The organism is Pseudomonas sp. CLCA07 (assembly GCF_053615335.1).
Genome location: NZ_CM132131.1, coordinates 4,480,610 through 4,507,364, shown reverse-complemented (window position 1 = coordinate 4,507,364; position 26,755 = coordinate 4,480,610). Strand labels below are relative to the sequence as shown.

The window sequence follows — 26,755 nt, the reverse complement described above, 5'->3', positions numbered from 1 at the left end:
ACCTAGTACATTCCCCGCACCATCCTTCGCACAAGACCAACAACATCAGGTTCACCCTATGCCCCCGCGCCCTGCCCTGTCCGGCTGATTCCGCTCCGTTTAATCAATCCGTTCTTTTGACTGCAACCCGACGTTGCGGCAGCGCCCTGTTTCATCCCCAACAATTAGAGAGACCCGAGCCCATGACGCCTTCTTCCGCGCAGTATTTGTTCCCCGGCCTGATTGCCATTGCTGTGGCCACGGCGGCCCTGCCCGCCCAAGCCGAGGATTCGGGGTTTGTCGAAGACGCCAAGGTCAACCTGAACCTGCGCAACTTCTACATCAACCGCAACTACGTAAACCCGGCCTTCCCCCAGGGCAAGGCTGAAGAGTGGACGCAGAGCTTCATTTTCGACGCCAAGTCCGGTTTCACCCAAGGCCCGGTGGGGTTCGGCGCGGATGTGCTGGGACTGTTGTCGGTCAAGCTCGATGGCGGCAAAGGCTCGGGCGGCACCCAGCTGCTGCCGATTGGCAGCGACGGTCGCCCGGTCGATGACTTTGGTCGTCTGGCGGTGGCCGGGAAGATGAAAGTGAGTAAAACCGAAGTGAAGGTCGGCGAGTGGATGCCAATACTGCCCATCCTGCGTGCAGACGATGGCCGCTCGCTGCCGCAAACCTTCCAGGGTGGCCAGCTGACGTCCACCGAGATCAGCGGCCTGACGATCTACGGCGGCCAGTTCCGCCAGAACAGTCCGCGTAACGATGCGAGCATGGAAGACATGTTCATGAACGGCAAATCCGCGGCCTTCACTTCGGACCGTTTCAACTTCGGCGGCGGTGAATACACGTTCAACGACAAACGCACCCAGGTCGGTGCCTGGTATGCAGAACTCAGCGACCTCTACCAGCAACAGTATTACAACCTGAACCATAGCCAGCCGATTGGCGACTGGGTCCTCGGCGCCAACCTTGGTTATTTCATCGGCAAAGAAAACGGCAGCGCCCTGGCCGGCGACCTCGACAACAAAACCGGGTTCGCCATGCTCTCGGCCAAGTACGGTGGCAACACCTTCTACGTCGGCCTGCAAAAACTCACCGGTGACGATCAATGGATGCGAGTCAACGGCACCAGCGGCGGTACCCTGGCCAACGACAGCTACAACTCCAGCTACGACAACGCCCAGGAAAAATCCTGGCAGGTGCGCCACGACTACAACTTCGTCGCCCTGGGCGTTCCCGGTCTGACGCTGATGAACCGCTACATCAGCGGCGATAATGTGCATACCGGCACAATCACCGACGGCACGGAATGGGGCCGCGAATCGGAACTGGCCTACACCATACAAAGCGGCCCGTTGAAGAGTTTCAACGTCAAATGGCGCAACGCGAGCATCCGCAAGAGCTTCAGCACCAACGAATTCGATGAAAACCGTATCATCATCAATTATCCGATCAGTTTGCTGTAAGGGCATCCCACCACGAAAAACCAAAACACTAAGCCACATCGGAAGTGGCTTATTCAAAAACGTCGAGCATGCTTTCGTTGCCGGACAATCTTATAACCAATCCAACGCCCTCCTATTATTAAAACGCCTTAAATCCTGTTAGTTTTAACAGTAGATGGCCATCCACCAAACTTCTAATATCTGCCTAAAGCAACACTCCGCAGATGACAACCATGGAAGGGAATACTATGAACTGGTGGCAGATCGATACATTGATTATGTTTTCTTATGGCTTCGTCCACTCCTGCCTGACAACCCAGCCGGCGATGAAACTTTACGAATTATTATTCCCCGAATGGAGCTGAAACCTCGGCATGTGTGTGTTTTCTGCCGCCACACTGGCGCTCGGCATCATTTACTGGCAACCCTCTGGGCATTATATCTATGTCTTGATTCCGGGCAGCCCGCTGTTTCACTTTGCAGCGTTATCAATGGTGACTCTATTGGGCCTCACTATTTACTGCTTTCGTTATACCTCCACATTTTGGCAGTGGCTCGGTGCTCACCAATTAATTGCCAAATTAAGAGGTCAAAAAGCCCCTACGCCTTACCGAATGAACGTACAAGGCATCAAACGATACATACGTTTCCCCCATCATACTTTTCTGATGTTGTTTTTCTGGGCCCACCCGATCATGACCTACGACACATTGCTCTTTTCGGTCGGCACCACGATCTATATGTATTTGGGTACATGGCACATGGAAAAACGTCTCGAGTCCATTTTTGGAAATGAATGGCGAGCTTATAAAAAAGTGACTGGATTAACGCTGCCGTCACCTAAGGCATGGTCACGACTTTTTGCAGATCTTCGTCAACCGCGCAATGCCATTTAACGCAAGCGCTTAAACCTCTTTGCAAGGAAGCAATCCATGTTTGAAAAAGAGCTCAGGCCGTATCAGGATCGATTGGCCCAACACCCGATTTATGACGCTATTCGTTCGGTCGAACACGTCAGAATATTCATGAGTCGCCATGTCTTTGCAGTATGGGACTTTATGAGCCTGGCCAAACGCCCGCAACGCGACTTCACCTGTGTCGAACTGCCCTGGATGCCGGTGCCGAGTGAAAATAGTGCCCGCCTCATCAATCAAAAAAAATATTGTCTCGATTAATCATCACGCCGCAAGTGCGGGAAAAAGCACTGCGCGCAGCTGTTGGATATCGACAGTTCAGAGCAAACCTTTTTTCTTCCGTTATCTGCGGATGCTGTACGTGAAGATGCCATGACCACGGAGGTCAGATATGAGCAAGCGAATAGTTATCGTCGGTGGCGGCGTCGGTGGAACCATGTTGGCCAATCAACTGGTCAACAAGCTGTATCCAGAAATCCTGCGCGGCGAAGTCTCGATTGCACTGCTGTCCAACTCCCCCGATCACTACTACAAACCTGCGTTCATGTACGTGGCGTTCAACCAGTTCTTTGCAGAGGATCTCAAGCGCCCGGAACGTTCTTTGTTGCGCCCGGAAATCAGCTTTCACGTCGAAGAAGTCACGCGTTTCGATTTCCCTGGCCAACAGCTGAAAACCCGCAGCGGCAAACACTACAGCTATGACTTTCTGGTCATCGCCACCGGTTGCGTCCCCGCGCCTGAGCGTATTGAAGGCTTGAAAGAAGCCGGCGACCACTTCTACCAATATCAACCCGCCCGGCAATTGGCAGAACGCCTGAGCACGATCAAGAAGGGCCGGATTTTCATCACGGTCTCATTCCCGCAAACGCCCAATGTGCCGCACCAGTGCGGCATTGCCCCGGTGGAAACCACGTTGATGCTCGACGATTTCCTGCGCCGTCGCGGCGTTCGCGACAAAATAGAAATCGTCTACACCTACCCAACCACCGCTCAGTTGTTGCGTAACTGTCTGTTCCTGCAGAGGCCTACCGGGGAAATACTGCCGGGCATTTTCGAGCAGAAGAACATTCACTTCCAACGCGGCTTCACCCTCGACAAGGTCGACAAGGATGCAAAGATCGCCTACTCGGCAGAAGGCGACGAGCAACCCTTCGACATTCTGATGGCAACGCCGCCGATCCGCGCCGTGGATGCGGTGCTGGAATGCGGCGTCTCGCAAGCACCGAACCACGAAGGCTGGCTGCCGACCAACCATGAAACCCTGCAAGTCTATGACCTGGACGGCGTCTACGTGATTGGCGACACCGTCGACCTGCCGGTGAGCAAGGCCGGGGGCGCCTGCCATAACCAGGCGCCGGTGATCGCCAACAACATTGCCGCCGAAATTCGCCTCGGCGCGCCGAACAGTGTCTACGACGGGCGGGTTCAAGCCGTGGCGCAAATGGGCCTCAATGCCGGCATGCCGCTGTGGTACGACTACGCCCGGGACGTGTTGCCGACCCCGCCAACCAAACTCGGCGGCCTGCTCAGGCATGGCTTCAATCGTGGCCTGTATTGGGCGGTTGCCCGTGGAATGCTTTGACCCGCACAGGGAGGAGTGAACGGTGATGAACCCATTGGATGAAACACTTGCGGTCAGTGCCACCGAAACGCCGGAGCTGAGCGCGTTGATGGCCAAACTTCAGCCGCTGATCGACGGCGGCCGGCTCGACAATATTGTCGATCTGCTCTCACTGGCCTCGGACATGATCGACTTGCTGGACACGGCGATGGTGGAAAAACTGGCGCAATTGTTCGAAAGCGCCACCGCCACCACATGGGCAGTTGGAAACGCCGTGCGCATGGCCAAGGCCGACATTGGCGCCAACCCCGAGCCGCCCGGCGTCTATGCGCTGATCAAACTGCTGAACGACCCGGACACGCGTAAAGGCGTCGCCGTGGTCCTGAAAACATTGAACGTCATCGGAAGACAACTGTAATCGCCAGAGAGGATCACCTCATGAGCGTCAAACTCGAAACGGCAGGGATAGCCTGTACTGACTGGGACGCCAAGGCGTACCAGCAATTCTCCCGACTTCGACAACGACCGGTGAATGAATTGCTCTACCGTGTCGACATCAAAAAGCCCAAACGCATCTACGACCTGGGGTGCGGCACAGGCATTGCGACGCAGGTTCTGGCCAAGCGCTGGCCCCGAGCGCACCTGTTGGGCATCGACAGCTCGGAGCAAATGCTTCAGGAGGCCAGGTGTTTGCCGATCAGGGCCCGATGGAAACACTGCGACCTGCAAAACTGGCAACCCGAACAACCCGCCGATCTGCTGTTTGCCGCCGCCGTGCTGCATTTCATCGACGATCATCCACAGCTGTTGCCTCGATTGCTCAAGCACTTGAACCCGGGCGGCTGTCTGGCGGCGCACATGCCCGATTGGCGCGATGCGGTGTGGTATCAGCTAATGCTCGACACCCTCGACAGCGGCGGCCACAACGGTCAACCGCTAGGGACACCGCAGCTACGTGAAAGCATGGCGCGGCGGCCGCTGTTGTCGCTGGAGGACTACTACCGTTTGCTGGCGCCGCTCTGCGCCACGCTGGATATCTGGGAAACCGAGCAGCTTCAGGTCGTCGATGGCAAGTCGCCGATTTATGACTGGATCAAGGTGTCTGCGTTGCGGGCGGTGATGCAGGGATTGAAGGATGACGAACAGGCGAGGTTCATCTATCACTTCACGATGCGGGTGCATGCGCATTACCCGCAGGAGGGGGATGGGCATACGTTGTTTCCATTCAAGCGGGTTTTCATTGTGGCCACCGTTGAATAAGGATCAAGGCGACGACCGCTTTCGCGAGCAGGCTCGCTCCCACATTGAAATGCGGTCAACTGTGGGAGTGAGCCTGCTCGCGAAGGCGTCAGTTCAGGCACCATCAAATCCCGAGATCACTCCCGCGACTCAACCCCCAACTCATCCCAAACTGACTCCGCCAAATGGAACGTCGCATTCGCTGCCGGGATGCCGCAGTAGATCGCGCTCTGCATGATCACTTCCTTGATCTCGCCCCGGGTCACGCCGTTGTTGGCGGCGGCACGCAGGTGCAGTTTGAGTTCTTCGTTGCGATTCATGCCGATCAGCATGGAAATGGTGATCAGGCTGCGGGTGTGGCGCGGCAGGCCCGGGCGAGTCCAGATGTCGCCCCAGGCGTGGCGGGTGATCATCTCCTGAAATTCCGAGTTGAATTCGGTCAGCGCGTTCAGGCTGCGGTCGACGTGAGCGTCGCCGAGTACTGCGCGACGGACTTTCATGCCCTCGTCGTAACGTTGTTTCTCGTCCACAACAATCCCCTTAATGAGTGTTCAAAAACGCCAGGACCCGCTCGCTGAATGCGGCGCTGGCCTGGACGTTGGACAAGTGTGCGGCGTAGAACTCGGCGTATTCGGCGCCTGGCACATGTTCTTGAATGAAGTGTCCGCCAGACGGCGGCGTGACCGCGTCTTCAGTGCCGGCGATTACCAGCAGCGGCGCCTTGATCGAAGACAGCTGTTCACGGAAGTCGGCATCACGCACCGCCGCGCAATTAGCCGCGTAGCCTTGAGGCGAAGTGGCGGCCAGCATGTCGGTGATTCGCTTCGCGGCAGACGGATTGGCTTCGGCAAAGTCTGGGGTAAACCAGCGTGCAATCGAGGCATCGCGCAGTGCGACCATAGCGGCAGGACCGTCACGCAGCACGGTTTCAATGCGCGGGTTCCAGATCGACGGGTCGCCGATTTTCGCGGCGGTGTTGCACACCACCAGTTTGTTCAATCGATCACCGGCATTGATCCCCAGCCACTGGCCAATCAAACCGCCCATGGACAAACCGCAGAAATGCGCGCGTTCAATGTGCAACGCATCCAGCAGCGCCAACACGTCACGGCCCAGCTGCTCGATGCTGTACGGGCCCGGGGTCACCAGCGATTGGCCGTGACCACGGGTGTCGAAACGCAACACCTGGAAGTGTTCGGTGAACGCTGCAATCTGTGCGTCCCACATGTGCAGGTCGGTGCCCAGCGAGTTGGACAGCACCAATACCGGTGCCTCCTCAGGCCCATCGAGTTGCGGCCCTTGAATTTGGTAGTGCAGTTCGCCCTCGGCGAGTTGTACAAAAGCCACAGTAATCTCCTTCAGGCAGTCAACGCAGAATGTTCAGCTACCGCCCGCTCGACCCAGGTATGGGCCTGGCCGAGGTAATGGGCGGGGTCCAGCAGACGATCAAGTTCAGCAGCAGAAAGCTCGGCGGTCACTTGCGGCTCGTCACCGAGGACGGCGCGCAGATGACGTTGTTCAGCCACCGCACGTTTGCAGCAGAGTTCCAACAAATGATGCGCGGTGTCGCGGCCGACCCGTTGGGCGAGCACGATGCTCACCGCTTCGGCCAGCACCAGGCCTTGGGTCAAATCGAGGTTGCGAGCCATGCGATTCGCGTCCACTTCCAGTCCCTGCGCCACCAGCAATGCTTGCTTGAGGCTGCCGGACACCAGGCAGCAAATCTCTGGCAGGGTTTCCCACTCGGCATGCCATAGACCGAGGCTGCGTTCGTGTTCCTGCGGCATCGCGCTGAAAAGTGTCGAGAGTAAGCCCGGCACACGCGTCGCCGCACCGATCAGCACTGCCGCACCGACCGGGTTGCGCTTGTGCGGCATGGTCGAGGAACCGCCCTTGCCCGGCGCCGAAGGTTCGAAGACTTCGCCCGCCTCGGTTTGCATCAACAGGCTGATGTCGCGGCCGAGTTTGCCCAGGCTGCCGGTGATCAATCCCAGCACCGAGCCAAACTCCACCAGACGATCACGCTGGGTGTGCCAAGGTTGATCCGGCAAGGTCAGTTGCAGTTCCTCGGCCAATGCTTCAGCAATCGGCATCGCCTGTGCACCCAGGGCCGCCAGGGTTCCGGAGGCGCCACCGAATTGCAGCACCAACAGACGTGGCTTGAGCTCTTGCAAGCGTTGACGGCTGCGAGTGACCGCGCCCAGCCAACCGGCGATTTTCATGCCGAGGGTGACCGGTGTTGCATGCTGCAACCAAGTGCGGCCAGCCAAGGGTGTGGTGACATAACGTTTGGCTTGAATCGCGAGGGTGTCGCCCAGTTGCGCCAGGTCACTTTCGATCAGCGCCAGCGCCCCACGCAATTGCAACACCAGGCCGGTGTCCATCACATCCTGGCTGGTCGCGCCCAAATGCACATAGCGCTCTGCTTCGGCATCACTGACCGCGATCTGCTTGCCCAACGCCTTGACCAATGGAATGGCGGAATTGCCCGCGGTAGCAATCGCCTCGCCGAGGGCGGCAAAGTCGTAATGTCCGGCCTGACACGCGGCTTCAATGGGGGCGACAGCCGTTGGCGGAATCAGTCCGACATGCGCCTCGGCCCGGGCCAGTGCGGCTTCGAAATCGAGCATGGCCTGTACGCGGCCTTGATCGCAAAACACCTCACGCATATCGCGCGCAGTGAAATAGGCATCGAACAATTGATTGCCCGGTCGCTCGTTCATAAACAGTCCTTGGAGGCGCGGGCCCGTCAGGCCCGCACGTAAAGATCAAAGGTCGTGTTGCAAATACTTCGGCTGTTTCGGCAGACGCAAACTGAACAGGAACGCCACCGCCATCATCACCGTAACGTACCAGTAGAAGGAGTTCTCCATGCCCACGGCTTTCAGGCTCAGGGCAACGTATTCCGCCGAACCACCGAAGATCGCATTGGCCACCGCATACGCCAGGCCAACGCCCAGGGCGCGCACTTGCGGCGGGAACATTTCGGCTTTTACCAGGCCACTAATCGAGGTGTAAAAGCTCACGATCGCCAGCGCCACGGTAATCAGCACAAAGGCCAGGAACGGACTGCTGACACTTTTCAGGCTCAACAGAATCGGCACGGTGCACAACGTCCCGAGGGCGCCGAACCAGAGCATCGAGTTACGTCGACCGATCTTGTCGGCGAGCATGCCGAAGAGCGGCTGCATGCACATATAAAGGAATAGCGCGCCGGTCATGATGTAACTGGCGGTCTTGGCCTGCATCCCGGCAGTGTTCACCAGATACTTCTGCATGTACGTGGTGAAGGTGTAGAAAATTAGCGAGCCACCGGCGGTATAACCGAGCACGGTAATGAACGCGGCTTTATGGTCGCGGAACAACGCACTGATGCTGCCGGCGTCCTTGTTTTCGCGCATTTCCTTGCTGGTGGTTTCTTTGAGCGAACGACGCAGGTACAGCGAAATCAGCGCCGCGCACGCACCGACCACGAACGGAATGCGCCAGCCGTAGGCGCGCAACTCATCCTCGCTGAGGAACTGCTGCAGAACCACCACCAGCGACACCGCCAGTAACTGCCCGCCAATCAGCGTCACGTACTGGAACGAGGCGAAGAAGCCGCGCTGGCCCTTGAGCGCGACTTCGCTCATGTAGGTTGCGGTGGTGCCGTACTCCCCGCCTACCGATAAACCTTGAAGCAAACGCGCGAACAGCAACAGGATCGGCGCCCAGACACCGATGCTGTTGTAGGTCGGCAGGCACGCGATGAGCAACGAACCGAAGCACATCATCAGAATCGAGATCAACATCGAATTCTTGCGCCCGTGTTTGTCCGCCAGTCGACCGAAAATCCAGCCGCCGATAGGGCGCATCAGGAACCCGGCGGCGAATACGCCAGCGGTGTTGACCAACTGCACCGTAGGGTTGTCGGACGGAAAAAAGGCAGGTGCAAAATAGATCGCGCAAAAAGCGTAGACGTAGAAATCGAACCATTCCACGAGGTTGCCGGACGAAGCGCCGACAATGGCAAAGATCCGCTTGCTGCGTTCTTCACCGGTGTAGTGAGCTGTAATAGCCGTGGGCGTTGTCATTGTTTTTCACTCAATGAGGACAGTGAGAGTCTAGACACACTTCGCAACAATCCCGTTCCGCAAATGCATTAGCAACACAGATCCCCTGTAGGAGCTGGCTTGCCAGCGAAAGCGGTGTGTCAGGCGACATCTATATTGACTGACACACCGCTTTCGCGGGCAAGTCGGATCGCCGCACCGCCGCTCCTACAGGGTTTTTGTGGTGTTCATTCAATAATCGAAGAACACCGTCTCCGCGTCAGTGCCCTGCAAAATCACATTCCATTGATAAACACCCGACGCATCCTGCTTCGCCAGCAATGTACTGCGGCGCTCGGCCGGTACACATTCCAGCAGCGGATCCGCCACGTTGGCCGGTTCGCCATCGAAGTAAATCCGCGTCAGCAAGTGCTTCACCAACCCGCGCGCAAACACCAGCACCACCAGGTGCGGCGCCTGGGTCGAGCCCTTCAGGCCTTCAACCGTACCCGGCTTGATGGTGGTGAAACGAAAGCGCCCTTCGGCATCCACCGGCACCCGGCCAAAACCTTCGAAGTTCGGGTCCAGCGGTTTATCCTGATCATCCTCCGGATGGTCGTACTTGCCGGCGGCGTTGGCCTGCCAGACTTCCAGCATCGCGTCGTTGACGACATCGCCGTTGCCATCGATGACTTGCCCGGTGATCGCCACGCGCTCGCCTAGGGTTTTCTCCACTGTCAGGTCTTCGCGGTTCAGCCAGGTCAGGCCAATGTGGTAATACGGCCCGACGGTGTGGGACGTGGTCGCGTTCAGCGTCATCTTATTTCTCCATCGGCGTGGCATCGCGGCCGCGCAAGACGATGTCCCAGCGATAACCGAGGGCATAGGAAGGGATGGTTTTTTCCAGATCGAACGTCGCGATCAAACGCTCTTTGGCGCTGGTATCGGGCACGCAGTTGTAGATCGGGTCGTAGGCCAGCAGCGGGTCGCCCGGGAAATACATCTGCGTGACCAGGCGCGTCAGAATGCTCGGCCCGAACAGCGAGAAATGGATGTGCGCCGGGCGCCACGCGTTGTGGTGGTTGCCCCACGGATAGGCGCCGGGCTTGATGGTCTGGAACTGATACCAGCCATCGGCGTCGGTCACGGTGCGGCCGGTGCCGGTGAAGTTCGGGTCCAGCGGCGCGTCATGAAGGTCGCGGGCGTGGTTGTAGCGACCGGCGGCGTTGGCCTGCCAGATTTCCACCAGAATCCCCGGCACCGGCAGACCGTTTTCATCCAGCACGCGACCGTGAATGATGATGCGTTCACCCAGTGGCTCGCCCTGGTGCTGAACGGTCAGGTCGTTGTCCGTCTCGTTAACGCGATCGGCGCCAATGGTCGGCCCGGTGATCTCCGACAGCGAGTGCGGCAAAAACACCAACGGCTTGGACGGCGAGCGCAGGTTGGTGGATTGATACGTCGGGTGCAGGTAGTCGGGCTGAGTGCCCTCCTGCGGGCGGCGGTAACCAGGCTTGTCAGTCATTTCGCTTTCCTCTGTTCTTATTTGTCGACGCGGCGTGTCAGACGCGTTCGATCGCCAGGGCCAGACCCTGACCCACACCGACGCACATGGTCGCCAGACCTTTCTTGCCACCGGTTTTTTCCAGATGATGCAGCGCAGTCAGCACCAGACGCGCACCGCTCATGCCCAGCGGATGGCCCAAGGCAATGGCGCCACCGTTCGGGTTGACCTGCGCCGCGTCGTCCGCCAGTCCCAGTTCACGCAACACTGCCAGGCCCTGGCTGGCGAAGGCTTCGTTCAGTTCGATCACGTCGAAATCACTGACCGCCAAGCCAAGACGCTCGGTCAGTTTGCGCACCGCCGGGACCGGGCCGATGCCCATCACCCGAGGCGCAACGCCAGCGCTCGCCATACCCAGCACTTTGGCGCGGGCGGTCAGGCCGTGTTTTTTCACGGCTTCGGCCGAGGCCAGAATCAACGCCGCCGCACCGTCGTTGACGCCCGAAGCGTTGCCAGCGGTGACGGTTTTGTCGGGGCCATTGACCGGCTTGAGTTTGGCCAGCATCTCCAGTGTGGTATCGCCACGAGGATGCTCGTCCTGCGTGACGACTGTTTCACCCTTCTTGTGGGCAATTCGCACTTCAACGATTTCTTCGGCGAAAAATCCTGCGGCTTGCGCGGCGGCTGTGCGCTGCTGGCTGCGCAGTGCAAAAGCGTCCTGGTCTTCACGAGACACTTCGTAATCGTCGGCCACGTTATCGGCGGTCTGCGGCATCGCATCCACGCCGTACTGCGCTTTCATCAACGGGTTGATGAAACGCCAGCCGATGGTAGTGTCTTCCAGTTTCATGTTGCGCGAGAACGCCGCGTCGGCTTTGCCCATCACGAACGGTGCGCGGGACATCGACTCGACACCGCCGGCAATCGCCAACTCCATTTCGCCGCTGGCGATCGCGCGGAATGCGGTGCCGATGGCATCCATACCCGACGCGCAGAGGCGGTTGAGCGTGACGCCCGGAATGGTTTCCGGCAGCCCTGCCAGCAGCAACGCCATGCGGGCAACGTTACGGTTGTCTTCGCCGGCCTGGTTGGCGCAGCCGAAGAACACCTCGTCCACCGCGTTCCAGTCCACCGACGGGTTGCGTTCCATCAGCGCCTTGAGCGGCACAGCGGCCAGATCGTCAGCGCGAACCGCCGACAGACCGCCGCCGAAACGGCCGATGGGGGTGCGAATGGCGTCGCAGATATAAACGTCACGCATCAGGCTTCTCCGGGTGCTTGGCCGTGGGCGGCAGCAGTGCGAGCTTCCAGATCCCTGAGAGCAGTGAGTTCGACCTCAGTGGGCTCGGCCGTGTTTTCAACCGTGTCGGCGAAGCGAATCGCCCAACCGGTGGCGGCGACCACTTGCTCACGGGTCACGCCTGGGTGCAGCGCGGTGACTACAAATTCATGGGTGCCGGCTTCCGGTTCCATGATGCACAGGTCGGTAATAATGCCCACCGGACCGGCGCCCGGCAGACCGAGACGCTTACGTGAATCACCGCCCTCGCCATGGCCGACCGATGTAATGAAGTCGAGTTTGTCGACAAACGAACGCGCCGACTGCTTGAGGATGATCAGTACGCTTTTGGCCGAACCGGCAATCTCCGGTGCGCCACCAGCCCCCGGCAGACGAACTTTCGGCGCATGGTAATCGCCGACCACGGTGGTGTTGATGTTGCCGAAACGGTCGACTTGCGCAGCGCCGAGGAAGCCGACGTCAATGCGCCCGCCCTGCAACCAATAGCGGAAAATCTCACCGGTCGGGACCACGGTGTCGGCGGTTTCCGCCAGCTCACCGTCACCAATCGACAGCGGCAATACGCTTGGCTTGGCGCCAATCGGACCCGATTCGTAGATCAGGACAACGTCTGGCGAGGAGGTAAGACGCGCCAGGTTGGCCGCTTTCGACGGCAGGCCGATGCCGACGAAACACACCGAACCGTTCTTCAAACGGCGAGCAGCGGCAACAGTCATCATTTCATTGGTGGTGTAGGTCATTACTTGGCCTCCGAAGCAGCGGCCAGCTTGGCCTGGAACTCGCTGAAGTCAGCGCAGCCGTGGATGTATTCGTTGATCCACGCCGTGAAGGTTTCACGGTCGCGGGCAATCGGGTCCCAGGCTTGGTAGAAACGGTTGTCACGCTCGGTGTAACCATGAGCGTAGGAAGGATGCGCGCCGCCAGGTACATGGCAAACTGCGCTCAAGGCCCAGGTCGGCAGAACACAAGCGTTCATCGGTGCATTGAGGTCGTCGACGATTTCTTCGACGGTGACGATGCAACGCTTGGCGGCCAGTGCGGCTTCTTTCTGCACACCGAGAATGCCCCACAGCAGCACATTGCCTTTGCGGTCGGCTTTCTGCGCGTGAATGACCGTGATGTCCGGACGCACCGAAGGCACGGCTGCCAACACTTCACCGGTAAACGGGCAGGTGACGGTTTTGATCAGCGGATTGACCTTCGGCAGGTCAGAACCGGCATAGGCCCGCAGCACCGCGAACGGTAGGCCAGAGGCGCCAGCGACGTAGGCATTGGCCAGGTCGGCGTGGCTGTGTTCTTCGATCTCCAGCGCGTGCGGCCACTGCTTTTCGACGGCATCACGCAGACGGTGCAGCGAACCCACACCCGGGTTGCCGCCCCAGGAGAAAATCAACTTGCGAGCACAGCCGGCGCCGATCAACTGGTCGTAGATCAGGTCCGGGGTCATGCGTACCAGTGTCAGGTCTTTCTTGCCCTGACGAATGATTTCATGACCCGCCGCCGTAGGGATCAAGTGAGTAAAGCCTTCGAGCGCGACTGTATCGCCGTCGTTTACGAATTGCTTCACCGCGTCGTGCAGCGAAAGGATTTCAGCCATGGGGCAGGCTCCCGTTTTGTTATGAACCGACAGTGGAAGAAAAAGGCGCGATGCGCAGCGCCGGAATGACTGAAGGTTAAGCCTGTGCAAAACGCCAAACAATCCGATAATCGACTAAGTGTTCGTTTATCGAACATATTGTTGTCTCGCTACCGATCCCCAAAAAGCATCGCGAGCAGGCCATCAAAACCACTCGATATTCCGGATCAGCCCCTCAGGTCGCATCCGCATGACTGACCATGCCCTTGATCACCACCGCCGTGGTCGCCAACGCCGCCGGAATCACCAGCGCCGTCAGCACTTGCTCAAAATTCCAGCCCAGCCCTAGCAATGTTGCGCCCATCCACGCACCGAGAATCGCGCCGAAACGGCCAATCCCCAGCATCCACGACACGCCAGTCGCCCGCCCTTGCGTCGGGTAAAACCGCGCCGCCAGCGATGGCATCGCCGATTGCGCACCGTTGACGCACATGCCCGCCACCAGCACCAACGTCGCCAACAGCGTAATGTTGCCCAGGCTCTGCCCCACCGCGTAGGCAAACACCCCGGCCAGCAGGTAGAAAATGCCGATGACTTTGTGCGGATTGAACCGGTCCATCGCCCAACCCACGCCCACCGCACTTAGCACACCGCCAAACTGGAACAGCGCGCCAATGAACGCGGCCTGCTCCATGCTCGCGCCGCTATCACGCATCAACGTCGGCAGCCAACTGGTCAGCAAGTACACAATCACCAGGCCCATGAAGTAGGTCAGCCACAGCAATAAGGTGCCGGTGCTGTAGGTGCCTGAGAAGATCACCGCGAACACGTTGCGCGCCTTCACGGTTTTCTGTTCCGGTACGCTGAAGCTTGAAGCCTGGGCGACGATGGTCGGGTCGATGGGGGCCAGCGTCTTGCGCACTTTGTCGGTGCCACGGTTACGGACTACGAGGTAGCGCGCCGATTCCGGCAGCCAGAACAACAGGACGACCGCGAGGATCAGCGGCAGAATCCCGCCGATCAGCAACAGGCTGTGCCAGCCGAACGCAGGGATCAGCTTGGCCGAGATAAACCCGCCGCCGGCCATGCCGAGGTTGAAGCCGCAGAACATGCTGGTCACCAGCAGGGACTTTTTGCGCTCCGGGGTGTATTCCGACAGCAATGTCGTGGCGTTCGGCATGCCGGCGCCAAGACCCAGGCCGGTGAGAAAACGCAGCACCAGCAGTTGATCGACATTGGTGCTGTAGGCCGACGCCAGACTGAAGGCACCAAACAACAACACCGCGCCGACCAGCACGACTTTTCGCCCGAAACGGTCCGCCAACGGGCCAGAACCCAGTGCGCCGAAGACCATGCCAATCAACGCAGCACTCATGACCGGCCCAAGACTGGCGCGGTCGATGCCCCAATCCTGCGACAACGCAGGCGCAATAAAGCCCATGGCCGCCGTATCGAGGCCATCAAGGAAGACAATCAGGAAACACAGGATCACCACTCGCCACTGATAGCGCGAAATGGGTTGAGCATTGATGAAGGACTGCACGTCGAGGCAGTTACCTACAGCAGACTGGGGCTGGTTCATTATTTTTATTCCACACAAGAACGCAGTCGGACATTTGCCAGCCTGGGCCGGCGCTGCCGCGACAGTAATGATCCTGGGGAAAGACCGTCAATTCGATAAACGCAAGTCTGTGCGTTTATCGAACAGCTTAGACAGAGGGCTTGGAACGGGGGCTTAGGCGAAGAGCTGCGCGCTGAGGTCGCGGCTGGCACTGAGCAGTCCAGGCAGGAATCGTTGCTCCAACTCATTGCGACTGACACGACCGGCGTGGGTGCTGACGTTTAAGGCAGCCACCACTTGACCAGAAGCGTCGTACACCGGCACGGCAATCGAGCGCAGGCCCTGTTCCAGTTCCTGATCGACGATGCACCAGCCTTGTTGCCGCACTTCTTGCAGGCATTCGAGCAACGCCTCGGGTGTATGCAGGGTGCGGCTGGTCTTGGCTTGCAGTTCTGCATGATCGAGGTATTCGCGCAGCGAGGTGTCATCCAGCGCGGCGAGTAGAATCCGCCCCATTGAAGTGCAATAGGCCGGCAAGCGCCCCCCCACTGAAAGGTCGACCGAAATCAGCCGTTGAGTCGTTGCCGAACGGGCGATGTATAAAATGTCGTCCCCTTCCAGCGTGGCCATGTTGCACGCCTCATGAAGTTGCTCACTCATGCGGTCCAGGTACGGCTGGGCCGACACCGCCAAAGGCGTCGACGACACGTAGGCATGGCCCAGGGTCAACACTTTGGGCAGCAGCGAATAGGTGCGACCGTCGGTGGTGGCGTAGCCGAGTTTGATCAAAGTATGCAGGCAACGTCGCACGGCCGCGCGGGGGATTTCCGTGCGATGACTGATCTGGGCAATGGTCAGATGCCGCTTGCGCTCCTGAAACGCTTGCACCACCGCCAAGCCACGAGCCAGAGAGGTCATGAAATCGGGGTCACCAGTCAGGGCCTGAATTCGCTTGGCAGGTGAGGCGACAATCGGCGGCGCGACTGAAGTGAAGGAGTTGCGCATTTGATCGTTCATGACAGGTCCTTTCCGAGGCGGATCAGCAGTTATTACACGCGGCCCCTGCTTCATCAGACAAGACAGGGATCGCCGAGATTGGGCGATTATCGAACCAAAGACCGATAATCGCAATCAACCCTGCACCCGGCCCAGCCTGTTCACCGCTGATTTTCGCGCTGACCACTAGATGCTTTTAATTGTGTTCGATCACGGACTTGAAAAGTCATGTATTCGGCCTGACTTATCGACTTCATGGCGCCAGAAAGACATCACTGCAAAGTGACATCATCGGCCACCTTATTAACGTAGAAAGTTGTGAGAAACAAAACCGTCACACACGAAGAACTACTTTTAACTCTCAAATGATAGTGTTCTTCGAATCGACCGCTATAATACACCTCAGTGGCAACCCGATTTTTATGTACCGGTTGCACCACTGGACAGCCCGGTATTCTACCGTTGCTGCCCGCAGCAAGCGCTTGGCACTCATTCATATGCTCCGCCAACGTCCTCGCTGAAACAGGTAACTGATGCTACGTCAGCTGTTTTTCTCTGGTGCCGTGGCCGCCTGCAACATGGAAGTATTGTTCGCATGCCGTAAAACGATGCTTTTGGCATTGTCCCTTCCGCGAGTGTGGTCAATAAATTCGATGCAGCGCGTTTCACCAGAATTAATCTCAACTCATACAGGTAGCACTGTGACGAAAGACGAACTGCGCGCGGAACTTGAGCGCCAGGAACAACGTTACAAGGAAGTTTACGGCGGGGAAGTCACCACCTACGCCGCCCAGCCCGAACCGGAACGTAAACCCTGGCGTAAACGCGCCACCGTTCAGGATCAGGCGTTCACTCAGGAATTGCAGAAGATGGAAAAGGAACTCAAAGCCGAAGAGCCTTGACCGCCTCGGTCCAAATCCTTTCAAGGGTCTGCGTCTGCTCCCGTTAAAAACGGGTTGCATTGATGAAGCCTTTCGCGCCCGCTACACGCGGGCAGCGGCTACCTCACCCATCGGATGAGGTAAATGGCTCCTTTCTGACCCTCTTCTCAGATATTTCCCACAGGTGTTTAAACCTCTCGACTTCACGAGAGAAACCCTTGTGCCTGCTGCATTTCCCCAAGAATTCAATGACTTGCAAATCCCGGTAAAACGCTGGGAGATAGGCTATCGCCACACATTAATTCGTTGAAGAATGTTACCGATGTGCAGCAAGTGCATTGATTAGCAGTCTTTTCTGGCATAATCGCGCCCCCTTACGACCGGGTCAGAAAACCTTCATGATCGATTTATTCAGCGGACTTGATGCTTGGGTGCTTGTGAGCCTCTTGCTCGCCCTGGCCTTTGTCCTCGCCTTCGAGTTCATCAACGGCTTTCATGACACCGCAAACGCGGTGGCTACTGTTATCTACACCAAAGCCATGCCGCCTCATCTGGCGGTGTTCTTTTCCGGTGTGTTCAACTTCCTCGGCGTGCTGCTGGGCGGTGTTGGCGTGGCGTACGCCATCGTCCACCTGCTGCCGGTAGAACTGCTGATCAATGTGAACACCGGTCACGGACTGGCCATGGTGTTCTCGCTGCTTGCTGCCGCCATCACCTGGAACCTGGGCACCTGGTACTTCGGTATCCCGGCGTCCAGCTCCCACACCTTGATCGGTTCGATTCTCGGTGTCGGCCTGGCCAACGCGTTGATCAACGACATTCCGCTGGCCGATGGCGTGAACTGGCAAAAGGCGATCGATATTGGTGCCTCCCTGGTGTTCTCGCCAATGGCCGGCTTCCTCGTCGCAGCACTGGTGTTGATCGGCCTTAAATGGTGGCGTCCACTGTCCAAGATGCACAAGACGCCGGACCAGCGCCGCAAGCTCGACGACAAGAAGCACCCACCGTTCTGGAACCGTCTGGTCCTGGTGATCTCGGCCATGGCCGTGAGCTTCGTGCACGGTTCCAACGATGGCCAGAAAGGTATCGGCCTGATCATGCTGGTGTTGATCGGTATCGTGCCGGCGCAGTTCGTACTCGACCTGGGTAGCACGACTTACCAGATCGAACGGACTCGCGATGCGACCCTGCACCTGAGCCAGTTCTACAAGCGCAACGCCGACACCCTGGGTGAATACCTGGCGCTGGGCAAAAGCATAGAGGGTGATCTGCCGGAAAAATTCCGTTGCAACCCGCAACAGACCGAACCGACCATCACCGCCCTGCTCGGCACCCTCAAAGGTGTATCGGACTACCACTCGTTGTCGTCGGAAAGCCGCATCGAAGTACGTCGCTACCTGCTCTGCCTGGATGACACGGCAAAAAAAGTCGCCAAGTTGCCTACCCTCAATGCCCGTGAAAAGGCTGATCTGGACAAACTGCGCAAAGACTTGACCACCACCACCGAATACGCCCCGTTCTGGGTGATTCTGGCGGTTGCACTGGCGTTGGGCCTGGGCACAATGGTTGGCTGGAAGCGCGTGGTACTGACCATCGGTGAGAAGATCGGCAAGCAAGGCATGACTTACGCCCAAGGCATGTCGGCGCAGATCACCACCGCGTGCATGATCGGCCTGGCCAACATCTTCAGCCTGCCGGTGTCCACCACCCACGTGTTGTCCTCGGGCGTGGCCGGCACCATGGTCGCGAACAAAAGCGGCTTGCAAGGCGGCACGGTGAAAACCATTCTACTGGCCTGGGTCCTGACCCTGCCTGCGACGGTGGCCCTGTCGGCCGGCCTGTTCTGGCTGGCGTCGAAGGCGCTGGGTAGCTGATCCATCGCTGAATCATGAAAAAGCCCGACCATTGAGTCGGGCTTTTTTGTGGGCGCAATTTCAAATTCAACGGAGAACCCTTGTAGGAGTGAGCCTGCTCGCGATGGCGGCGGCACATCCAGCATTAACGTGACTGACACACCGCTATCGCGAGCAGGCTCACTCCTACAAGGGTTTTGTATTGCCAGATATAAATTACAGGAAAAAAAAAGGGCAACCGAAGTTGCCCAAAATGCCTTGCGTGCTCATTACATCCGGAAAGAACTACGATTTGCGCTTGTGCGAATCTTTCCAGATAAAAATTCCTAATCCTGCGAAAAACATAACCATGAGGCTGACAGTCAGCACTCCGGCGAACACCACGTTGTCGAAAAACATGACTGGCCTCCAGGACTTGCTCTGTTGCGATAGGGCTAAGTTAACCAAACAGGCAGAGGAGAAAATTGACCTGGATCAATGTCGCCCGAGACCGGACGTAATGGAGGGGAAATAACTGACCTGCATCAAAAGATGCAGGGTACTTCAACGCTTTTTCGGCTTGTTCTTCGGTTTCTTCTTGGTTTTACCCAATGGCATCGCCTGCTCAAACGCCTGACGAACTTCGTTCAGACGTTTTTCATTAAGGTCGTGAACCCGCTTGGCGCGTTCAGAATTGAGATCAATCAGCTTATCGTCTTGGCTCATGGTGCTCTGTGCATCGTTCGACAGGGTTGTCCTAATAATGCGGTCTGACGGCCGCGCTGACCAGCCGCAACCTCAAATCTGAATATCGACCCACAAGCCCTGACGCGGCTGATCTTCCATCAACGGCACCACCGGTACCGTGTTGTCGGCATTCAGTTCGTCACCGGGAATCGCCAGATGTTCCTCCGGGTCTTCATCGGCCTCGCGACGGCGACGCTCGCGCTCCTGCTTGCGGCGCTGCTCCTCGCGCAGCTGAAAAGCGGCTTCCTCGGGATCGCGCTGCTGCAAGTCGATCGTGCTTTCGTTGGAGCTCTCCTGCACCGGCACCACCGGCGGAATATCCGGGCGCTGACGAATCGGGTCCTGCTGTGAGGTGATCGGCACGGCACTCAAGGGGAGCATCGGTGGCAGCATAATTATTAGTCTCCTGTCAGCAGGCTGTCGGCCGCGAGGATGGCGACTTGAGCCATCGGTCGCAAACTGTGACCCGTTTGACACTAATGGGTGCCCTGGCCTGCGGGCATGGTTTCGTTGGGCTAACGTAAGACTGCGAGTTTTTATGAGAGTCCTTTGGCCCTGAAGGTCTCATTCCGTTAAGATAGCCCGCTTTTTCAAGGTGGGAGTCAGGCAGCATGGCGCAGCAGTATCAACCGGGGCAACGCTGGATCAGTGACAGCGAAGCCGAGCTGGGTTTAGGCACCGTTCTGGCACAGGACGGCCGCTTGTTGACCGTGCTCTACCCGGCCACTGGCGAAACTCGCCAGTACGCGTTACGGAATGCGCCCCTCACCCGCGTGCGGTTTTCGCCCGGTGACTCGATCACTCACTTCGAAGGCTGGAAACTGACGGTTCAGGAAGTCGACGACGTCGATGGCCTGCTGGTCTACCACGGCCTCAACGCACAGAACGAAGGGGTGACCCTGCCGGAAACCCAGCTGTCGAACTTCATTCAGTTCCGTCTGGCCAGCGACCGTTTGTTCGCCGGGCAGATTGACCCGCTGGCCTGGTTCTCCCTGCGGTACAACACCCTGGAACACACCAGCCGCCAATTGCAGTCCGCTCTTTGGGGCCTCGGTGGCGTGCGTGCGCAACCGATCGCGCACCAATTGCACATCGCCCGTGAAGTCGCCGACCGCATTGCGCCGCGCGTTCTGCTGGCGGACGAAGTAGGCCTGGGTAAAACCATCGAAGCCGGTTTGGTGATCCATCGCCAACTGCTCTCGGGCCGCGCCAACCGCGTGCTGATCCTGGTTCCCGAGAACCTGCAGCACCAGTGGCTGGTCGAGATGCGCCGCCGCTTTAACCTGCAAGTCGCGCTGTTCGACGAAGAACGCTTCATCGAAAGCGATGCCGCCAACCCGTTCGAAGACACCCAGCTCGCGCTGGTCGCACTTGAGTGGCTGGTCGAAGACGAAAAGGCTCAGGATGCGCTGTTTGCTGCCGGCTGGGACCTGATGGTTGTCGACGAAGCCCACCACCTGGTGTGGCATGAAGACAACGCCAGCCCGGAATACACGTTGGTCGAGCAGCTCGCCGAGACCATTCCCGGCGTGCTGTTGCTGACTGCGACCCCGGAACAACTGGGTCAGGACAGCCACTTCGCCCGTCTGCGCCTGCTCGACCCGAACCGTTTCCATGACCTGGCCGCCTTCCGCGCCGAAAGCGAAAACTATCGCCCGGTAGCCGAAGCCGTTCAGGAGCTGCTGGACAAAGGGCGCCTGTCGCCTGAAGCACACAAGACCATTCACGGTTTCCTCGGCAACGAAGGCGAAGCCCTGCTGGCCGCCGTGAACGACGGCGACACCGAAGCCAGCGCCCGCCTCGTGCGCGAACTGCTGGATCGCCACGGCACCGGCCGCGTGCTGTTCCGTAACACCCGCGCCGCCGTGCAGGGATTCCCGGAGCGCAAACTGCACCCGTACCCGCTGCCATGCCCTGACGAATACCTCGAACTGCCACTGGGCGATCACGCCGAGTTGTACCCGGAAGTCAGCTTCCAGGCCCAGCCGGACGCCAGTGAAGAAGAACGCTGGTGGAAATTCGACCCGCGCGTCGAGTGGCTGATCGACACCCTGAAGATGCTCAAGCGCACCAAAGTGCTGGTGATCTGCGCCCACGCCGAAACCGCCATGGACCTGGAAGACGCCCTGCGCGTACGTTCCGGGATTCCGGCCACGGTCTTCCACGAAGGCATGAACATCCTCGAACGTGACCGCGCCGCCGCTTACTTCGCCGATGAAGAATTCGGTGCTCAAGTGCTGATCTGCTCGGAAATCGGCAGTGAAGGTCGCAACTTCCAGTTCTCGCACCACTTGGTGCTGTTCGATCTGCCGTCGCACCCGGATTTGCTGGAGCAGCGTATCGGTCGTCTGGACCGAATCGGCCAGAAGCACACCATTGAACTGCACGTGCCGTATCTGGAAACCAGCCCGCAAGAGCGCCTGTTCCAGTGGTATCACGAAGCGCTCAACGCTTTCCTCAACACCTGCCCGACCGGCAACGCCTTGCAGCATCAGTTCGGCCCGCGCCTGCTGCCGCTTCTGGAAGAGGCTGACGACGGCGAGTGGCAAGCGCTGATCGACGAAGCCCGCACCGAGCGTGAGCGTCTGGAAGCCGACTTGCACACCGGCCGTGACCGCTTGCTGGAGCTCAACTCCGGCGGTGCCGGTGAAGGTGACGCACTGGTTGAAGACATTCTTGAGCAAGACGATCAATTCGCCCTGCCGATCTACATGGAAACCCTGTTCGACGCGTTCGGCATCGACAGCGAAGACCATTCGGAAAACGCGCTGATCCTCAAACCGAGCGAAAAAATGCTCGACGCCAGCTTCCCGCTCGGCGACGACGAAGGCGTGACCATCACCTACGACCGCAACCAGGCGCTGTCTCGCGAAGACATGCAGTTCATCACCTGGGAGCACCCGATGGTTCAGGGTGGCATGGACCTGGTCTTGTCCGGCTCGATGGGTAACACCGCCGTGGCGCTGATCAAGAACAAGGCGCTCAAGCCTGGCACCGTGTTGCTGGAACTGCTCTACGTCAGCGAAGTGGTTGCCCCGCGCTCGCTGCAACTGGGCCGTTACCTGCCACCGGCCGCCCTGCGCTGCCTGCTCGATACCAATGGCAATGATCTCTCGGCCCGCGTGTCGTTCGAGACCTTGAACGATCAACTGGAAAGCGTACCGCGTGCCAGCGCCAACAAGTTCATCCAGGCTCAGCGTGATCAGTTGACGCCACGGATCAATGCTGGCGAAGAGAAGATCTTCCCGCGTCATGCCGAGCGTGTTGCCGAGGCGCAGCGTCGTCTGGCGGCTGATACCGAAGAAGAACTGGCGCGCCTGACAGCGTTGCAAGCCGTCAACCCGACCGTACGCGACAGCGAACTGGTTGCCCTGCGCAAACAGCGCGAGCAAGGGTTGGCCATGCTTGAAAAGGCTGCGCTGCGACTGGAAGCGATTCGGGTGTTGGTAGCGGGTTAATCTTCCACATCTACTCCGTCAATAAAAAAGGCCCGCAGCGATGCGGGCCTTTTTTATTGGACGAATTCCTGGTCTTGTCAGTTCGGGACTTCAAACCTCCAAGCAGAGCTTTCTAATAATTACGCAGGACGTTTCCGACAACCGAATAGGACAATTCGTTACAACCATAGAGCAGCAACAAATACATTTAACGCCGCCTCTTCTCCACGCCCAAAAAGTACTTTCCTACTCAACTCTCAGACCCATTCTTACTATTAACATACTAGTATAAAAACACAGACCGCCGCACCAGGCGCGAGCGATACACGTAGCACACGCTACTGACAACCATAAAATATTTTAGGATTTTACAATGAGTAATGGATTAACTCTCCCGCCCCTCAACATTACAGCTGCTGCACCAGGATATTCCCCACCACGAGGAGTCACTTGGCCTGCACCAAACCCTGCACTCGTTTTTACCGCCCAACAACACGAACGTAACGCTTTCTATGGCCAAGGCATGTGGCGAGAGATGATCATAAAGATCACCAACGAACAAAAGCCCTATATTAAAAACGGAGTTGCTACCGGCATTGTTCAATCCATAATCCGTGACATGCAAACCATTCCATTTGCTGACAACTATATTTGCTTGAATCCGAATTTGTCGCCTGCTCAAGCGTTGCATTATGCAACTAACAACTTTAAAGCGGGATCTGTTCCGGAGTCCAAAGGATTATCTGGAGGGCTTTTAACTACATTTGCTGCCTTTGGCCATTTCCTTTTTGGAAAAGGAGCTACCGCTGAAACTAATATCAACAGTTTGGGTTTGAGTCTCTCTAGCACAACGATTCCAATGCTGGAGTCGGCGTTCATCAATGCTCCGACGGGGCAAACAGCAATTGTTCTTGATAAGGTACCGTACAATACCGGTTCAAACTCCTTTTTCACCGAGACGTGGCTTGGCAATATTACTTTAAAAATTGAAGGCACAATCATGAAACATGAAAGTGGCAAATTGTCCTTCAATGGTGGCGCTCGATCTTACAATGACATCTACGACGCTAACCCAGGTGCTTTTCGCAGTGCAATAGGTGAAAATTCTACCCGTGTTCTTGCCGCCGTTGAAAAATACTTGAACGCCCAACCTTATCAAATAGCAATCAAAGGGACGAATGTGATAACAATAGAGCGCTAACCGCCATCAGCAACATATTATAATCTGCGACATTATTCATAGATGTAAAATTGGTCGCGCACACAATGGCGACCAATCCATATACCAGGAACAACACTCCATGCGACCATACCAACGTCTACTCAGTTCATTTGTACTATTCATTGCAGCCTGGTTTTCCTTGTTTCATGCAGCAATCCAGCTCCCACCAAACTCGAAGGATCTTTCCGACACATCAGGCCTATCTATTGTATTACTGCTGACAATAGCACTGCTAACCATAGGCATTCCAGCCATCGTATTTTCAAGCGCAGGCATTCTTATATCGATCTTTACAAAATCCAAATCATTTTCTGCAAGGCTACTTATTTTTTCAATTTCTAACTTCCCCCTATTGCTTGCCTCACTTCTCGGAATACTCGTGATTGGTTTGTTTGTGATAGAGACATTAAACAGTATCATCGGGGTCATTCTTTTTGCAGGTGTGATGGGCCTGATAATGTCTGCCGCCCCTAAACGGGTAGCAGACAAAAACCAAAAGTGACAACTCCCTTCAACGCGCTCAGGCAGTCGCCACAGCAACTCCAGGCTCAACCACCGCCACCAACCCGTCCTTCATCCGCTTCGCATCCCGCACAAAACACCGCGATGCCATAAACAGAAACACCATGGTGAAGAACAACGCCACCGGAATCAGGTACATCGCGTCATGCAGCCCGACCGCCTTGAACGCCTCGGTCATCTGCTCGGCACCGGCCGACAGCATCGCCGTGTGCGCAAAGTGGTCGGACAAACCACCCACCACCACCGGCCCCAAACCACCGCCCAGCAAATAAAGGCCGGCAAAGAACAGCGCCATCGCCGTGGCCCGCAGGCGTGGCTCGACCACATCCTGAATCGCGGTGTAGACGCAGGTATAGAAGTTATAGGCAAACAACCAGCCCACACTGAAGACCGCCACAAATACACCAATCTCGATTCGGCCGGAATGCAGCGCCCATGCCGTGCACAGGGTCGAGATAATCAGGCTGAACCCTGCAAACAACAGTCGCCCGTTGGCCACCCGCTGATGAATCTTGTCGGCGACCCAACCGCCGAGCGTCAGACCGAACAGGCCGGTGACGCCGACGATTACACCCGTTGCTACCGCAGCCTCCTGCAATGGCATCAGGAAGTAGCGTTGCAGCATCGGCACCAAAAATGAGTTGCAGGCGTAGGTCGCAAAGTTGAAACACAACCCCGCCATCACCAGCCACAGAAAAGTCGGCACCGCCAGCACCCGGCGGATCGGCCGGTCTATGCGTTCCTGAGACACCTGCACCGCTTCTGCTGCGCCGCGTTTCGGCTCCTTGATGAAGAACATGAAGATCGCCAGGATCAGCCCCGGCACCGCCGCGATAAAGAACGGCGCGCGCCAGCTGTCGAACGCCTTGACCATTGCACCGATGGTGAAGAATGCCAGCAGCAACCCCAACGGCAGGCCCAGCATAAAGATGCCCATCGCCCGCGCCCGGCGATGCGCCGGAAACAAATCGCCGATCAGCGAGTTGGCGGCGGGTGCATAACTGGCTTCGCCGATACCGACGCCCATACGCACGATCAGGAAACTCCAGAAGCTGCCCACCAGCCCGTTGACCGCCGTCAACCCGCTCCAGACTGCCAGGCCCCAACCCATCAATTTGCTTCGCGAACCGGTATCGGCCATCCGACCCAGAGGCAGGCCGGCTATTGCATAAACGAGGGTGAAAGCGGTGCCGACGATCCCCAGCTGAAAGTCGCTGAGGTGCCATTCCATGCGGATCGGCTCGATAATGATGGCGGGGATGGTGCGATCGAAGAAGTTGAACAAGTTGGCCAGAAACAACAGGAACAGAATGCGCCAGGCATTTGCCGCTTGGGTCGAGTTCTGCATGGGTCCGTCTCTTTTATTGTTATTGGGGTCTCACTGTCCCCGGAACCGTCAATCTAGACAGGCCCGCCAACACTGTCTGTCATCATTCGCAAGGCTGATATCAGTCCATGGCATTCAAGCAGACCTGCTGACCGCCAAGCCCAGGTTTCACGGGTATCCGGCCGGTGTTTTCACGGTGCCGCCCGTCGTTGAAAAATACCTTTCGCCCCCCCTTCCAAAGCCCGTTGCGAAGCCTAGAATAGCGACCTTGCTCGCCCCCCCTGCGCGCCCACTCCTCCTTAGATAAACGCCCATGTCCGAAGTCAGTCCATGCCTGAATTGCGGTGCCTGCTGTTCTCATTTCCGTGTGTCTTTTTTCTGGGGTGAATGCACCTCGGCCGGGGGAACGGTGCCTGACGACCTGGTCGCGTCGATCAGTCCCAGTCGAGTGGCGATGCTTGGCACCGACTGCAAACCCACCCGATGTGTCAGCCTGGTGGGAGAAGTCGGCAGCGAGGTCAAATGCTCGATTTACAACGAACGTTCCAGCACCTGCCGTGAGTTCGAGGCCTCCTGGGAAAATGGCGAGGCTAACGTGGATTGCGACGCGGCCCGGGCAGCGTTCGGCCTTCCGGCCTTGCAACCGGAGTTCGACATGCCCTACGAACAAAGCGCCTGAGG

General features: G+C 57.8%; 27 protein-coding genes. 12 read left to right on the top strand and 15 right to left on the bottom strand.

Annotated elements, in window-relative coordinates:
• The first annotated feature begins 182 nt into the window (after positions 1-182).
• The 6 genes from ACWGZX_RS20685 to ACWGZX_RS20660 all read left to right on the top strand — a co-directional run bounded on the left by ACWGZX_RS20685 (position 183) and on the right by ACWGZX_RS20660 (position 5,159).
• On the top strand, positions 183-1,445 hold the full coding sequence (locus ACWGZX_RS20685; RefSeq protein ID WP_452625218.1) for an OprD family porin: 1,263 nt from the start codon (positions 183-185) through the stop codon (positions 1,443-1,445).
• Between the two features lie 353 nt (positions 1,446-1,798).
• Complete coding sequence (locus ACWGZX_RS20680; RefSeq protein WP_452625217.1) at positions 1,799-2,320, top strand: hypothetical protein; 522 nt, start codon at positions 1,799-1,801, stop codon at positions 2,318-2,320.
• A 36-nt stretch (positions 2,321-2,356) separates the two neighbouring features.
• A complete protein-coding gene (locus ACWGZX_RS20675) occupies positions 2,357-2,599 on the top strand; it encodes a DUF3050 domain-containing protein (protein WP_452625216.1) in 243 nt (80 codons plus the stop codon).
• Between the two features lie 130 nt (positions 2,600-2,729).
• Positions 2,730-3,920 carry an NAD(P)/FAD-dependent oxidoreductase gene (locus tag ACWGZX_RS20670; RefSeq protein ID WP_452625215.1) on the top strand — a complete coding sequence of 397 codons (1,191 nt, stop codon included), beginning with the start codon at positions 2,730-2,732 and terminating at the stop codon, positions 3,918-3,920.
• A 25-nt stretch (positions 3,921-3,945) separates the two neighbouring features.
• Positions 3,946-4,317, top strand: a complete 372-nt coding sequence (locus ACWGZX_RS20665) for a DUF1641 domain-containing protein (protein ID WP_452625214.1) — start codon at positions 3,946-3,948, stop codon at positions 4,315-4,317.
• A gap of 20 nt (positions 4,318-4,337) precedes the next feature.
• Positions 4,338-5,159 (top strand): methyltransferase domain-containing protein, encoded by an 822-nt coding sequence (locus tag ACWGZX_RS20660; protein WP_452625213.1) that lies wholly within the window; start codon positions 4,338-4,340, stop codon positions 5,157-5,159.
• Between the two features lie 116 nt (positions 5,160-5,275).
• Here the strand turns inward: ACWGZX_RS20660 and pcaC are convergent, their stop codons facing one another.
• The 11 genes from pcaC to pcaR all read right to left on the bottom strand — a co-directional run bounded on the left by pcaC (position 5,276) and on the right by pcaR (position 16,127).
• Positions 5,276-5,668 (bottom strand): 4-carboxymuconolactone decarboxylase, encoded by a 393-nt coding sequence (gene pcaC, locus ACWGZX_RS20655; protein ID WP_452625212.1) that lies wholly within the window; start codon positions 5,666-5,668, stop codon positions 5,276-5,278.
• 10 nt (positions 5,669-5,678) lie between these two features.
• Positions 5,679-6,485: a 3-oxoadipate enol-lactonase gene (pcaD, locus tag ACWGZX_RS20650; RefSeq protein ID WP_452625211.1), complete on the bottom strand. Its 807-nt coding sequence runs from the start codon at positions 6,483-6,485 to the stop codon at positions 5,679-5,681.
• An 11-nt stretch (positions 6,486-6,496) separates the two neighbouring features.
• Complete coding sequence (locus tag ACWGZX_RS20645) at positions 6,497-7,861, bottom strand: 3-carboxy-cis,cis-muconate cycloisomerase (RefSeq protein WP_452625210.1); 1,365 nt, start codon at positions 7,859-7,861, stop codon at positions 6,497-6,499.
• A gap of 45 nt (positions 7,862-7,906) precedes the next feature.
• On the bottom strand, positions 7,907-9,211 hold the full coding sequence (locus tag ACWGZX_RS20640) for an MFS family transporter (protein WP_452625209.1): 1,305 nt from the start codon (positions 9,209-9,211) through the stop codon (positions 7,907-7,909).
• 210 nt (positions 9,212-9,421) lie between these two features.
• Complete coding sequence (gene pcaG, locus ACWGZX_RS20635) at positions 9,422-9,988, bottom strand: protocatechuate 3,4-dioxygenase subunit alpha (RefSeq protein WP_223512214.1); 567 nt, start codon at positions 9,986-9,988, stop codon at positions 9,422-9,424.
• A 1-nt stretch (position 9,989) separates the two neighbouring features.
• Positions 9,990-10,694 carry a protocatechuate 3,4-dioxygenase subunit beta gene (gene pcaH, locus ACWGZX_RS20630; protein ID WP_452625208.1) on the bottom strand — a complete coding sequence of 235 codons (705 nt, stop codon included), beginning with the start codon at positions 10,692-10,694 and terminating at the stop codon, positions 9,990-9,992.
• A 37-nt stretch (positions 10,695-10,731) separates the two neighbouring features.
• Positions 10,732-11,937, bottom strand: coding sequence for a 3-oxoadipyl-CoA thiolase (gene pcaF / locus ACWGZX_RS20625; RefSeq protein ID WP_452629044.1), 1,206 nt, complete (start codon positions 11,935-11,937; stop codon positions 10,732-10,734).
• A complete protein-coding gene (locus ACWGZX_RS20620) occupies positions 11,934-12,713 on the bottom strand; it encodes a CoA-transferase subunit beta (protein WP_007947286.1) in 780 nt (259 codons plus the stop codon). Before ACWGZX_RS20620 ends, pcaF begins: the two co-directional genes overlap by 4 nt.
• Positions 12,713-13,570, bottom strand: a complete 858-nt coding sequence (locus ACWGZX_RS20615) for a CoA transferase subunit A (protein WP_223512219.1) — start codon at positions 13,568-13,570, stop codon at positions 12,713-12,715. The genes ACWGZX_RS20620 and ACWGZX_RS20615 overlap by 1 nt, the downstream gene beginning before the upstream one ends.
• A 214-nt stretch (positions 13,571-13,784) precedes the next feature.
• On the bottom strand, positions 13,785-15,131 hold the full coding sequence (locus ACWGZX_RS20610; RefSeq protein ID WP_452625207.1) for an aromatic acid/H+ symport family MFS transporter: 1,347 nt from the start codon (positions 15,129-15,131) through the stop codon (positions 13,785-13,787).
• 153 nt (positions 15,132-15,284) lie between these two features.
• Complete coding sequence (pcaR, locus tag ACWGZX_RS20605) at positions 15,285-16,127, bottom strand: pca regulon transcriptional regulator PcaR (protein WP_007947281.1); 843 nt, start codon at positions 16,125-16,127, stop codon at positions 15,285-15,287.
• A 680-nt stretch (positions 16,128-16,807) separates the two neighbouring features.
• Here pcaR and ACWGZX_RS20600 point away from each other — a divergent pair.
• Entirely contained in the window at positions 16,808-17,008 is a 201-nt protein-coding gene (locus ACWGZX_RS20600; protein ID WP_007935837.1) for a hypothetical protein, read from the top strand.
• A gap of 377 nt (positions 17,009-17,385) precedes the next feature.
• Positions 17,386-18,861 carry an inorganic phosphate transporter gene (locus ACWGZX_RS20595; protein ID WP_452625206.1) on the top strand — a complete coding sequence of 492 codons (1,476 nt, stop codon included), beginning with the start codon at positions 17,386-17,388 and terminating at the stop codon, positions 18,859-18,861.
• Positions 18,862-19,125: 264 nt separating this feature from the next.
• Here ACWGZX_RS20595 and ccoM read toward each other — a convergent pair whose 3' ends face one another.
• The 3 genes from ccoM to ACWGZX_RS20580 all read right to left on the bottom strand — a co-directional run bounded on the left by ccoM (position 19,126) and on the right by ACWGZX_RS20580 (position 19,959).
• Positions 19,126-19,239 (bottom strand): cytochrome c oxidase subunit CcoM, encoded by a 114-nt coding sequence (gene ccoM / locus ACWGZX_RS20590; protein WP_317849332.1) that lies wholly within the window; start codon positions 19,237-19,239, stop codon positions 19,126-19,128.
• Between the two features lie 144 nt (positions 19,240-19,383).
• A complete protein-coding gene (locus tag ACWGZX_RS20585) occupies positions 19,384-19,545 on the bottom strand; it encodes a hypothetical protein (RefSeq protein WP_223512222.1) in 162 nt (53 codons plus the stop codon).
• A 72-nt stretch (positions 19,546-19,617) separates the two neighbouring features.
• Entirely contained in the window at positions 19,618-19,959 is a 342-nt protein-coding gene (locus ACWGZX_RS20580; RefSeq protein WP_452625205.1) for an aspartate-semialdehyde dehydrogenase, read from the bottom strand.
• Between the two features lie 218 nt (positions 19,960-20,177).
• Between ACWGZX_RS20580 and rapA the strand changes: the two genes are divergently transcribed.
• The 3 genes from rapA (at position 20,178) to ACWGZX_RS20565 (ending at position 24,727) form a co-directional block, all read left to right on the top strand.
• Complete coding sequence (gene rapA / locus ACWGZX_RS20575) at positions 20,178-23,024, top strand: RNA polymerase-associated protein RapA (RefSeq protein ID WP_223512223.1); 2,847 nt, start codon at positions 20,178-20,180, stop codon at positions 23,022-23,024.
• Between the two features lie 352 nt (positions 23,025-23,376).
• On the top strand, positions 23,377-24,204 hold the full coding sequence (locus tag ACWGZX_RS20570; protein ID WP_452625204.1) for a lipid II-degrading bacteriocin: 828 nt from the start codon (positions 23,377-23,379) through the stop codon (positions 24,202-24,204).
• Positions 24,205-24,304: 100 nt separating this feature from the next.
• The gene (locus ACWGZX_RS20565) at positions 24,305-24,727 is read left to right on the top strand and encodes a hypothetical protein (RefSeq protein ID WP_452625203.1); all 423 of its coding nucleotides are present in this window, start codon (positions 24,305-24,307) and stop codon (positions 24,725-24,727) included.
• A gap of 18 nt (positions 24,728-24,745) precedes the next feature.
• Here the strand turns inward: ACWGZX_RS20565 and ACWGZX_RS20560 are convergent, their stop codons facing one another.
• The gene (locus tag ACWGZX_RS20560; protein ID WP_452625202.1) at positions 24,746-26,095 is read right to left on the bottom strand and encodes a spinster family MFS transporter; all 1,350 of its coding nucleotides are present in this window, start codon (positions 26,093-26,095) and stop codon (positions 24,746-24,748) included.
• A 292-nt stretch (positions 26,096-26,387) separates the two neighbouring features.
• Here ACWGZX_RS20560 and ACWGZX_RS20555 point away from each other — a divergent pair, with 292 nt between their 5' ends.
• Entirely contained in the window at positions 26,388-26,753 is a 366-nt protein-coding gene (locus ACWGZX_RS20555) for a YkgJ family cysteine cluster protein (RefSeq protein WP_452625201.1), read from the top strand.
• Positions 26,754-26,755 lie beyond the last annotated feature (2 nt).

Coding starts and splice junctions, on each gene's coding strand:
- ACWGZX_RS20570 (WP_452625204.1), top strand. CDS start 23,377: ATGAGTAATGGATTAACTCTCCCGCCCCTCAACATTACAGCTGCTGCA.
- ACWGZX_RS20665 (WP_452625214.1), top strand. CDS start 3,946: ATGAACCCATTGGATGAAACACTTGCGGTCAGTGCCACCGAAACGCCG.
- pcaH (WP_452625208.1), bottom strand. CDS start 10,694: ATGACTGACAAGCCTGGTTACCGCCGCCCGCAGGAGGGCACTCAGCCC.
- ACWGZX_RS20675 (WP_452625216.1), top strand. CDS start 2,357: ATGTTTGAAAAAGAGCTCAGGCCGTATCAGGATCGATTGGCCCAACAC.
- ACWGZX_RS20615 (WP_223512219.1), bottom strand. CDS start 13,570: ATGGCTGAAATCCTTTCGCTGCACGACGCGGTGAAGCAATTCGTAAAC.
- ACWGZX_RS20640 (WP_452625209.1), bottom strand. CDS start 9,211: ATGACAACGCCCACGGCTATTACAGCTCACTACACCGGTGAAGAACGC.
- ACWGZX_RS20645 (WP_452625210.1), bottom strand. CDS start 7,861: ATGAACGAGCGACCGGGCAATCAATTGTTCGATGCCTATTTCACTGCG.
- pcaR (WP_007947281.1), bottom strand. CDS start 16,127: ATGAACGATCAAATGCGCAACTCCTTCACTTCAGTCGCGCCGCCGATT.
- ACWGZX_RS20565 (WP_452625203.1), top strand. CDS start 24,305: ATGCGACCATACCAACGTCTACTCAGTTCATTTGTACTATTCATTGCA.
- ACWGZX_RS20585 (WP_223512222.1), bottom strand. CDS start 19,545: ATGAGCCAAGACGATAAGCTGATTGATCTCAATTCTGAACGCGCCAAG.
- rapA (WP_223512223.1), top strand. CDS start 20,178: ATGGCGCAGCAGTATCAACCGGGGCAACGCTGGATCAGTGACAGCGAA.
- ccoM (WP_317849332.1), bottom strand. CDS start 19,239: ATGTTTTTCGACAACGTGGTGTTCGCCGGAGTGCTGACTGTCAGCCTC.
- ACWGZX_RS20670 (WP_452625215.1), top strand. CDS start 2,730: ATGAGCAAGCGAATAGTTATCGTCGGTGGCGGCGTCGGTGGAACCATG.
- ACWGZX_RS20560 (WP_452625202.1), bottom strand. CDS start 26,095: ATGCAGAACTCGACCCAAGCGGCAAATGCCTGGCGCATTCTGTTCCTG.
- ACWGZX_RS20595 (WP_452625206.1), top strand. CDS start 17,386: ATGATCGATTTATTCAGCGGACTTGATGCTTGGGTGCTTGTGAGCCTC.
- ACWGZX_RS20620 (WP_007947286.1), bottom strand. CDS start 12,713: ATGACCTACACCACCAATGAAATGATGACTGTTGCCGCTGCTCGCCGT.
- ACWGZX_RS20580 (WP_452625205.1), bottom strand. CDS start 19,959: ATGCTGCCACCGATGCTCCCCTTGAGTGCCGTGCCGATCACCTCACAG.
- ACWGZX_RS20610 (WP_452625207.1), bottom strand. CDS start 15,131: ATGAACCAGCCCCAGTCTGCTGTAGGTAACTGCCTCGACGTGCAGTCC.
- pcaG (WP_223512214.1), bottom strand. CDS start 9,988: ATGACGCTGAACGCGACCACGTCCCACACCGTCGGGCCGTATTACCAC.
- ACWGZX_RS20680 (WP_452625217.1), top strand. CDS start 1,799: ATGTGTGTGTTTTCTGCCGCCACACTGGCGCTCGGCATCATTTACTGG.
- ACWGZX_RS20555 (WP_452625201.1), top strand. CDS start 26,388: ATGTCCGAAGTCAGTCCATGCCTGAATTGCGGTGCCTGCTGTTCTCAT.
- ACWGZX_RS20660 (WP_452625213.1), top strand. CDS start 4,338: ATGAGCGTCAAACTCGAAACGGCAGGGATAGCCTGTACTGACTGGGAC.
- ACWGZX_RS20685 (WP_452625218.1), top strand. CDS start 183: ATGACGCCTTCTTCCGCGCAGTATTTGTTCCCCGGCCTGATTGCCATT.